Origin of the sequence: Gemmiger formicilis, from assembly GCF_016901605.1 — a bacterium.
In the GTDB taxonomy this organism is placed as follows: domain Bacteria; phylum Bacillota; class Clostridia; order Oscillospirales; family Ruminococcaceae; genus Gemmiger; species Gemmiger formicilis_B.
In genome coordinates, this window is record NZ_JACJKP010000109.1 from 1 (window position 1) to 10,507 (window position 10,507).

General features: G+C 54.8%; 8 protein-coding genes. 1 reads left to right on the forward strand and 7 read right to left on the reverse strand.

Annotated features, from left to right (window positions below; translation table 11 throughout):
- On the reverse strand, positions 1-2,700 hold a 2,700-nt coding region (locus tag H6B10_RS18860), incomplete at its 3' end, for a fibronectin type III domain-containing protein (protein ID WP_204651363.1).
- A 374-nt stretch (positions 2,701-3,074) separates the two neighbouring features.
- Entirely contained in the window at positions 3,075-4,592 is a 1,518-nt protein-coding gene (yfcC, locus tag H6B10_RS09390) for a putative basic amino acid antiporter YfcC (RefSeq protein ID WP_204651364.1), read from the reverse strand.
- Between the two features lie 234 nt (positions 4,593-4,826).
- Between yfcC and H6B10_RS09395 the strand changes: the two genes are divergently transcribed.
- Positions 4,827-6,146: a Sapep family Mn(2+)-dependent dipeptidase gene (locus H6B10_RS09395; protein ID WP_204651365.1), complete on the forward strand. Its 1,320-nt coding sequence runs from the start codon at positions 4,827-4,829 to the stop codon at positions 6,144-6,146.
- 66 nt (positions 6,147-6,212) lie between these two features.
- Here the strand turns inward: H6B10_RS09395 and H6B10_RS09400 are convergent, their stop codons facing one another.
- The 5 genes from H6B10_RS09400 to H6B10_RS09420 form a co-directional block, all read right to left on the reverse strand.
- Entirely contained in the window at positions 6,213-7,478 is a 1,266-nt protein-coding gene (locus H6B10_RS09400; RefSeq protein WP_204651366.1) for an amidohydrolase family protein, read from the reverse strand.
- Between the two features lie 148 nt (positions 7,479-7,626).
- On the reverse strand, positions 7,627-8,079 hold the full coding sequence (locus tag H6B10_RS09405; RefSeq protein WP_204651367.1) for a low molecular weight protein-tyrosine-phosphatase: 453 nt from the start codon (positions 8,077-8,079) through the stop codon (positions 7,627-7,629).
- Between the two features lie 196 nt (positions 8,080-8,275).
- The gene (locus H6B10_RS09410; protein WP_204651368.1) at positions 8,276-9,475 is read right to left on the reverse strand and encodes a site-specific integrase; all 1,200 of its coding nucleotides are present in this window, start codon (positions 9,473-9,475) and stop codon (positions 8,276-8,278) included.
- Positions 9,476-9,598: 123 nt separating this feature from the next.
- On the reverse strand, positions 9,599-9,787 hold the full coding sequence (locus H6B10_RS09415; protein WP_204651369.1) for an excisionase: 189 nt from the start codon (positions 9,785-9,787) through the stop codon (positions 9,599-9,601).
- Positions 9,788-10,061: 274 nt separating this feature from the next.
- Positions 10,062-10,507: hypothetical protein (locus tag H6B10_RS09420; protein WP_345941731.1), on the reverse strand; the 446-nt coding region annotated here is incomplete at its 5' end.

Genomic DNA, 10,507 nt, shown 5'->3' on the forward strand with positions numbered 1-10,507 from the left:
AATGATCAGTTCTTCCCCTGCCTGGGCGGTGACACCCAGCGGCTGCCAGGCATTCAGGCCGGTAAAGCCCAGATGTCCGTCCTTCTGCGCGGTGATACCGGTATGGACCTGTACCACATCCTGCAGCGAGGCATTCAGCAGACCGCGGGCATTATCCAGTTCCCGCTGCAGCTTGTCACGGTCGGGATGATACTCACCACTGACCTCGTCCGGGGTATCCAGACGGGTCTGCAGTGCCTCGATGGTGCTTTCCTCCACACCTTCGTTCAGGGTCAGGTGCAGATCATCGGCATACAGCGCGAAGATATCATCTTCCAGGCTGTCGTAGGTGTAGAACCGCATCTCGGCAATGCTGACGGGACGCACGTTGTAGGTATGGCCCACACAGACACGCAGGTAATCGGTAGTAACGCCGCCTGCGATCTTGATGGTGTAACAAGAGCAGCTGCCATCGCTGTGCTTGGTGATGCTGACCCCGGGCACGGTGTATTCCTTGCCGTCTTTTCCGTGGGCATACACCACCACGCGGCCATAGTAGCCGATATCCTCGGACTGCGCCAGCGAAATGCTGCCGATATGGTACGCCTGGTCGAAGGTGACGCGCACGCCGCCCTCATCGGGGTAAGTGGCACCGTCATCCCAGTCGTTGACGCCGTACCAGGAGGCGTAGTCGTTATCCACCACGCCCCAGGCGGTGGTGCTTTCGGAATCCAGCGGGCTGTCCTTCATGTAGCCGCCCTTGCGGGTGACAGACTGAATATGTGCCGTCACTTCACCGGCAGCGCCCGGCGTATTGATCAGGTTGTAAGCCGGCATCTTGACCGGGCTGACATTGGCCGTGGAGATGCTGGAAACCAGCGAAGCAGGGCCTTCGCCCAGTTCGTTGACACCATTCACATATACTTCATACCGGGTGTTGTTTTCCAGCCCCTGGATGGTATAGCTGTTGGTGGCAACACCTTCTACCTTGATAAAGTCGCTGTCGCCATCTTTGCGATAGTACACATTGTAGGTGTCGGTGTCCTTCATGTTGGCCCAGGAAGCCTCAATACGCTGGAACCGTCCGTTCAGCGTCAGGGCATCCGGTGCCGGCGGCAGCTTGTCCGCCTTGGGGGTCACGTCGACGGCAGCACTGTAACCGCTGCGCCATTCGCCGTTCACCGACTGGACCTGTACCGCGTAATGAGTATTATTCTGCAGCTTTTTGCCGCCGAAGGTGGTAACGCTGAGGCTGGTGGAAGCAGTACGCACGGTTTCGGACTGATCCCCCTGGCTGATCAGAACCTCATACCCGGTCACATTGACCGCGGGGTCCCACTGCAGCGTAAAGGACTGGTTGCCCGGTTCCGCCTTCAGGTTCTGGGGAATATCCATCTGCGGCGGGGGAATGTGGCTTTCCATATCGTTGAGGAAGTCCACCTTGGTGATCTCGGCCAGGTTGCCCTTGTTGGAAACCGCCGTCACTTTGATGGTAACTTTTTTAACAGCGATCTGGCCGCCGAAATCCACCACAATGGAGCCGTCGCTCTGCACATATGCACCGCCGGCGCTGCGTGCCATGCGGGCACCGCCCTCCGAAATGGCAATGGTGGTCTCCAGGCTGCCATCCTCACCGTACACGAGGACTTCGCCGCCCACCACAGCGCCGTCGCTGTTGACCGGGGTCTGCAGGACCAGGCCGCCCATCTGAATGGCGGTGTCTTTCTCCTGGCCGAAATCAAAGCTGACGGATACCGGGTTTTCCTCCGAGATTGCTTTCTCGGTGGAGGATTTCAGTTCCACTTTGTTCTCACCGGTCAGCAGGTCCTCCACCGTACCGGTGGCCAGGACCGTACCCTCTTCCACAGCGGGCTGCGTGAGGGTTTCCGGGATCTTTTCGGTAATGGTGGACAGCACAGCCGTGGTATCGCTCAGGCTGTCGGCCAGCATCTGCAGGTCTACCAGATTCACCATCCCGATGCCGTCCAGGTCGCCGTTGTCGGCGGTGCCCTCCTCCATTTCATCAATAAGGAGGTTCGCGTCGCTCTGTTCCAGACTGCCGTTGCCGTTCACATCGCCGATGCGCAGCACACCGGGGTGTGCGGAACTGTATGTATCGGTGGCTAGTGCACCGGTGGAAAGCTGTACCGCGTACAGCAGGTTATCCACCGTGATGGTCTGGGTGTATGCGGCGAACCCGTCGCCGGATACCGTGAGGGTATATTCCCCGGCCGGCAGATTGCTGAAACGCACCTCTGCCTGTGCGGGCACACCGCTTTCACTGTCGGATACCGGCAGCGTCAAAGTTTTTTCCTGCGGCACAGCCCCGGAAACATTTTGCTTCAAAACCACTTGCAGGTTCACAGCCCGTTCCAGCGGAAGGCCTGCCTGTACGCAGACTTCCACACCGGCCGTATCCTGTACAACTGCAGGCTGAAGCGCTTCCTCATCCAGCAGCGCCATTTCTCCTGTCAGGGTGTCGATCGTTTCGGCCGATTGCGAACCTTCTTCAATCTGTTTTTCCTTCGATTCGTTCTGGTCGTTCCCCGTTTCCGGCGTGGCCACAGTGTATTCCTGTGCCGTTCCGGCATCCGGGGCTGCCAATTCTTCCTGCTCGGCCGATTCCGATACGAACAATTCTTCCGCGTAAACGGCCGGGCTCTGTGCCATAATGCTGAACATCATGGACAAGCTCAGCAAGGTGGCGATGGCTCTTTTCACTCGATAACATCCTTTCTGTTTCCACTTTTCCACCACACAGAAATTCCCGACCACTCGGCCGGGAAGCGGTGTACTTTTTGTGAAATAATCATTTGCAGCGTAAATTTTACTATAAAAATGGTAGGAAATCAAATCTTAAAATAATTTTATCACAAAAGTTTTCCCCGGGCTTTTCACATTTCAACATTTTACCGTTTGTATGTCATTTTTCAATTTTCTCGCAAATCCCCCCTTTTTGACCTTTTGTCTATTTCGCCCATTTTTTAGAACTTTGTCCCAAAAAAGAGAACCGGAGCAGTCCCCTTATGGGACTGCTCCGGTTCCGGTGGGCGGCTTTCCGTGTTGCACCGCCCGTCAATCATTCACTTTTAAGATCAGTTGAACCCGATCAGCACGGCCACTACCACAAAAATGGTAGACAGTACAAAAAGCATACCCTGCATTTTGATCTGGAACTTGGCCCATTTGCCCCATTCCAGACGTGCCACGCCCAGAACACCCAGCAGGCAGCCGGAGGTAGGCACAATGAGGTTGGTCAGGCCGTCGCCCAGCTGGTAAGCCAGGACCGCCACCTGACGGGTAATACCGGCCAGGTCGGCCAGCGGCGCCATAATGGGCATGGTAAGCGCAGCCTGCCCGGAGCCGGAAACCACCACAAAGTTGAACAGGCTCTGGAACACATACATGAGCCAGGCTGCCAACACACCGGGCACGCCGCTGAGCAGGTTGCCCAAAGTGTACAGAATGGTGTTCATAACGCTGGGAGTCGTGGGATCGGTGCCGCCCAACACAATCACAATACCCTGTGCCATACCAACCACAAGGGCTGCGCCTACCAGGTCCGCCGCACCACTCTGGAAGGAGGATGCCATATCGGACGGACGCATACCGTTGAGCTTGAACACACAGCCGATGATACCGGCCACCAGGCCCATCACAAAGAACTGGGAGGCAATTTCGGGGATGTAATATCCTTCTACCACAACGCCCCAGACCGTCCAGACGATGGTCACCAGGATGGTCAGCAGCACCAGTCCCTGCCCCAGGGTAAAGGGAGCCGCTGCCCCATCACTCTGAGCCATCTGACCGCGGTAGTAGGCATCGCTCTCATACGAAACAGAGGCCATGGGATTTTTCTTGATCTTCCGTGCGTAAAGCATGGTAAAAATGACACCTGCCGCCGTAAAGACCGTCCACATGACGATGCGGAACCCGGCACCGGACAGCACCGGCACCCCGGCAATGCCCTGGGCAATGGCCAGACCGAAGGGGTTCATCCAGCTGGTGCCAAAGCCGATCTGCGTAGCCACGTAGGTGACGCAGACCGCCACCACGGCGTCATATCCCATGGCAATGGTCAGCGGCACAATGACCATGGCAAAGGGAATGGCTTCCTCGCCCATGCCAAACACGGCACCGCCCAGCGAGAACAAGGTAAACAACACCGGGATCAGGATGATTTCCCGACCTTTGGTCTTGCGGATCATGGCATGAATACCGGCATCCACCGCGCCGGTACGCATAACAATGCCAAATGCACCGCCAATGACCAGAATGAACGCCACAATGCCTACAGCGCTTCCGGTTTTGTCACCAGAGGTCAGGCCCTCAAACACATAGTTGAGCATACCCTGACCGCCGAAATCCTCCGTTCCGAAAAGCGGCACACCGTTGCGCACCCGGTTGCCCGCCTCATCCAGTTCGTAGGCAAAGGTGTCCGCTACAATGACGGTACGGGTCTTTTCGGTGTCGCCCACCATGTAGCTGATTTCCTGCGTCTGAAAGCTGCCTACCGGGATCAGGTAGGTCATCAGTGCGCAGATCGCCACCACCGCAAAGATGATCACATAAGTATGCGGCATCTGGAGGGTCTTTTTCTTTTTGTTTTCCACGATTTCCTATCACTTCCTGCATAAAATTCGGCGCCTGTACCCGCACATTCAAAGCCGCTTTTACGGTACACCGCGCCAATTGTTTCCCTATAGTAGCCCAAAATGAAAAAAAATGCAACGCAAAATGCAAAAAGAGTTTGCAAATATTTTCTATTATCGGTATACTTATACTGTATGCATAATCGTATGCATACAGATTTGTGCAAAATACAGATACTACAGGAGCAAATCGCCATGATGAATCATTACAAGGCCGAGATGATTGCGGCAATCAGCCGCCTGGTTGAGATTCCCTCGGTCTTTGCCGAAAGTTCGGAATATCCTTTTGGTGCCGCTGTGGACCACTGCCTGGACGTTGCCCTTGCCATGATGGCCGGTCTGGGATTCCGCACCTTCAAAGCGCCGGACGGCATGTACGGCTATGCCGAAATCGGTGAAGGAGAATTGTTTGGTGTGCTGTGCCACCTGGATGTGGTGCAGGCCCGCCGGGAAGACGGCTGGGAACACGACCCCTTCCGCCCCATGGTACAGGGGGACTGGCTTTGCGGCCGCGGTACCCAGGACGACAAAGGCCCCAGTGTTGCCGCCATCTATGCGCTGAAATCGCTGCTGGATGAAGGCCACAAGCTGAACAAGCGGGTGCGTTTCATTTTTGGCATCGACGAAGAAACCATGTGGGATTCCATCCATGCCTACTGCGACCGGGAAGAGCGGCCGGTGAGCGGCTTTGTACCGGACTCTACCTTCCCCCTGACCTATGCCGAAAAGGGGCTTTTGCAGCTGCAAATCCGCTCCGGCAAAGGGTTTGCACTCCCCTGCCGCGGCGGCGACAGCATGAACGCCGTTTCGGCCCATGCGGAATGCCCTCATGACCCGGCGGTGGAGCGTGCCCTGCGCGAGTTGGAATTCGCCTTCCATATGGATGGCGACACCGTCTGCGTGGAAGGCTTGACCGCCCACGCCAAAAATCCCTGGAAAGGCGTGAACGCCAACCTGCATTTGCTGCGTGCCCTGCGCCAGGCCGGGTACGAACACGATGCCATCACCTTTGCCTGTGACATGCTGGACGAGAAGTTCCGTTTTGAGGGTTTCAGCCAGGAAGATCTGTCGGATTTTTCCGGCCCCGTCACGGTCAACCTGGGCAAGTTCTCTCTGGATGAACAGGGAGCCGTGCTGGGAATCGACCTTCGCCTGCCGGTCACCTGTGAAAAGGAAACCATCCTGGCACTGGTGCGCGAAAAAGCTGCCGCCTGCCACATGACGGTAGAAGAATTTGACTGGCTGCGTCCCATCCATGTGCCGCTGGACAGCCCGCTGGTAAGCAAACTGCTGCAGGCCTACCGCGAAGTGACCGGCGATGCCAAAACCGAGCCGTATATCTCGGCCGGTGCCACGTTTGCCCGCGCTTTTGACAACTGTGTTGCCTTCGGCGCCAATATGCCCCACAGCCCTACCAGTGAGCATCAGCCCAACGAACGGATCTCCATCATCAAACTGATGCAGGCCACCGAGGTTTACCGCCGCGCCTTCTCTTATCTGGTGCTGGCCGACTGATTCTTGGGATGATAAACAGCAATCCCCCGGACCATGAACAGTCCGGGGGATTTTTGCTGCAAAAACTCAGAACAGTTTGCGGCCCGCGGCATACTTGGCACAGGGGCGGCCATCCGAAAGATATACGATCCGTTCCAGTCGTTCGGTCAACGTACAGGTCCGGGTAGTGGGCAGGGTGCTGTCATCCATAACCACAGCATCGAACTCATAGCCGGGTTCAAAGCTGCCCACTTTGCCAAAGAATGCGCCGCCGCCCTTGGTTGCCATATACAGCGCTTCGGGCACGGTGAGCGCCGGGGTGTCCTGGTCCACCAGACGCCAACGCAGCTTGGAACACTGGATGGCATCGGTCATGGCACGGAGGATGGACAGATGCGCGCCGCCTGCCACATCGCTGCCCAGGCCAACCTTCTGCCCTTCCTGCAGATACTGTTTCACCGGCGCAATGCCGGAAGACACATTCATGTTGGACTGGGGACAGTGGGCAATAAATACACCGTTTTCCTTTATCAGGGCACGCTCTTCCTCCCCGCTCCAGACGCAGTGCGCCATGACGGTGGGGCAATCGCCGCCGAACAGCCCGAATTGGGCGTAGGCTTCCCCGTAGAACCGGGTGCCCGGGCAAAGTTCCTGCACCCAGGCGATCTCGGAAAGATTTTCCGAAAGATGCGACTGCATGGGTACACCGAACTCCCGCTGCAGACGGCCCAGCCCGGCCATCAGTGCATCGGTGCAGCTGGGCGTGAACCGCGGGGTCAGAATGGGATGAACCAACCGGAAATCACTGCTTTCCTCCAGCCAGCGGCGGGTCTCGGCCAAAGACTGCTCAGTGGTTTCCCGCAGATAATCGGGGCTGTTGCGGTCCATGTTGACCTTGCCCACATAGCAGGGCAGCCCGGCCTGGTCCAGCAGCTGCATCAACCGCAGCGTCGCCGGGCGGTGCAGCGTAGCAAAAATGCTGGCACGGGTGGTGGTGCTGTGCAGCAGCGCATCCACAAAAATCCGGTACGCTGCCTCGGCGTAGGTTTCCTCGGCAAAACGGCTCTCCTCCGGGAAGGCGTTCTGTTCCAGCCAGTCCAGCAATTCCATATCCATGCCAAGGCCACGGTAGGCATACTGCCCCGCATGTACATGCAGGTCCACAAAGCCGGGCAGAATCAGCTTGTCGCCGTAGTCTTCCACCGGAATGCCCCGGTAACGCTCGGGCAGCACATCAAAAACACCTGCCACGGTGCCGTTCTCGCAGACGAGATAGCTGTTCGGATGCTGCGCCAGCTCTCCGCAGACAGGGGTATATACAAGGTTGCCTTTAAGGGCAAAGGTTGTTTGCATACAGGTAACTCCTTTTGGGGGATGGGTTTGCGTTTACGGCTTAGTGTAACACACTTTTTTGTGAAAAAGCAACCGCACGGCCAAAGCCGCGCGGTTGTGCCTTGTTTTTTTGACCGGCAGCCCCCCCCCGCCGGAATACTTCTGCCGGTTATTTCCTCAGGTTGTGCAGCAGTGCCGTGCAGCCTTCCTGCACATCCCGCCAGGTCGCCTCAAAATCGCCGGTATACCAGGGGTCGGCCACCTCGCCGGGGCGGCTTGTATAATCCAGCAGCGCGTGGATTTTCCCCGCCGGGTCACCGCCGCACATCCGCACCATGTTGCGCAGGTTGGCATGATCCATTCCGATGAGCAGGTCGTAGTATGCATAATCGGCCCGGGTCATCTGCCGGGCGGTTTTACCCGCGCAGGAAATGCCATGTTCTGCCAGTTTACGCCGTGCGGGCGGGTAGACCGGGTTACCGATTTCCTCGGTACTGGTAGCGGCGGATGCGATTTCGAACGCATCCGTCAGACCGGCTTTTTCCACCAGATCTTTCATAACAAATTCCGCCATGGGACTGCGGCAGATATTGCCGTGGCATACGAAAAGAATTTTGGTCATCTTTTTATAACTCCTCATAAGTCCTGTATTTCTTCTCAAATGCTTGATATTACAGGATTTTTCGCACTTTTCGTGCAGTCTGAGCTTCCACCTGCTTTGAAGATATCTTCTCGAATCTTCTCAGGATTTCTCATGTTTTTTCCTGCAATATAGGTAAAGGCGTTGGTAAAGAAAGTCGCTTTACCAACGGGCAATTTTAAGCGTTCGCCACACGCAGCAGTTCATCTTTGGCGTCATCAAACTTCACATGGGTGTAGGTATTCAGCGTTACGCTGATGTCTGCATGACCCATGATGTACTGCAATGTCTTGGGGTTCATCCCGGATTTTGCCATATTGGAACAGAAGGTATGTCTGCACACATGAGGGGTTACTTTCGGCATCTGGATGCGGTAAATCTTGTTATACTTCTGGACAATATGCTCCATGTACTTCTCCCAATGAAGCGCTACCATGGGCATATCGTTCTTGTCCAGAAACAGAAAACCAACGTATCCATCTACCATGGGTTCCGCTTTGGGAACCGCACGGTTGGCGATGATCCGGCGGAAACAGGATGCCACCTCCTCGGTCATCGGAACATAGCGGATGCCGCTTTCTGTCTTTGGCTGCTGGATCACATACTCCATCTGTGATGTTCTCTGCAACTGATGATCTACCTTGATACGCATTTCCTCAAACTCAACATCCTGGATCGTAAGTCCACAGAATTCCGAGATACGAAGCCCTGTGTGAAAGAGAATATAGATCCCGTCGTAGTATCTGCTGAAATGCTTGTCCTCTTCGATGAACTTCAGAAGATCCCGTTCCTGTTTCCGGCTGATGGCTTCTCTTGTCACTGAGTCATTGACAACTACCGATGCCAGCTCAAAACCGAACGGATTCTTGCGGATCAGGTCATCATCCACCGCCATCTGGAATGCGGGTCTGAGAACACCTCGAATCGAATGAATCGAGCTATACCCTCGGCCGTCCACCTTCTGAAGCTTGATGAGCCATGCTTTGGCATCCGACAAGCGCACCTTGTCCATGCGCTGCCTGCCGAACGGCTCTTTTTTCAAGATGTTGATTACCGTCTTGTATCCTGCGACCGTATTATGGCGAACGCCGGTTTTCAGAGACACATACTTTTCCACCAGTTCCAAAACCGTAAGCCTTCCACCGTTGGTTACGATGTGATCGAACAAATCAGCCTCAATCTGCTTTTCTTTTTCTCTCAGGGAAGGCTCTCGCTTTTTTCCCTTGGGCATAGGATCATTTTTATCCAGCCGCCAGCTGTACACATTTTGTTCTTTGCCATCCTCGTCCAGATAGCGGAACCGATACCTCCCATCCTTGCGCTGATACTCGCCTTCTCGCAAAATCCGATTGCGATTGTCTCGCCTTTTTTCACTCATTGAAATCTCTCCTCTAAAAGCAAGGAGAGCCAGACTTGCACTTTTATCATAGCACAAGTTTGGCTCTCCGTATAGCTTTGCCATGAAAGAATGGCGATCTGCCATCGACTTTTTGAAAGGCTATTATACAGCAGTGGCCTGATCCAGATACCTCTCAAATTTCTCCCGTTTGATCAAAGCACGGTTTCCATTCATCACATAAAAATCCTCGTTGGGATGCTCGTCAATCAGCATCCGCAGCTTTCCCTCTCCGATATGATAATATCCGGCGGCTTCCTCAATGGTTAGGGTATAGCGCCGCCAGACCGGAATATCTAAACACTTCTTACTGGAAACTGATTTGTCAAGGGGGGATTACCCTGAAATTATACATATTTCTTTTTCGAGTCTGTAAGCCGATGATTTTCACCGTGCCTCTAAAGTTAAATAACAATTATCTCTAAACGCATGACGCAAAATCAGCATCGCATAAGCGATCAGAAAATCCAAACCGCCTGTCCTTATGGCCGGAATAAACGGTCCATTGGGACAGGCGGTTTTCTTTGTCTTGAATGATGGACAGACAAAATATACATATTCCATGACGCTAGTCAGAACGGAAATAAGACTGATGGTGTACCATAACATCGTCTAGAATTCCCGAATCATCAAAGCCAAGCCTCCAAGAAGCCAGGTCAAAAGAGTCATTCGTTTCGTAAGTAAGAACATATGCCTCAAAGCTATCGCTTGGCTGTCCATATAACTCTAACACATCTTCTCTGGTAGACCATCCCAGCATCAACCCACCGGGAAGGCGGAGTTCCGTGCCGGAAAAGTCGTAATTGCCATAGATTACATGGACGCCTCCCACCGTGCTTTCTGCGACAGGTATCGTGCTTTCGGTGGGGTTGAAAGCACAGACGCTGACAGTCTGTTCACGGTCATTGGTCAACGAGACCCATTCCCATTCATAGGACGCATACGGGCCTTCCGCGCCGGGCAGAGAAAGCCCGGCATCCTCCGCGGAGATCACCCACCCGTCGTCAAGAAAAT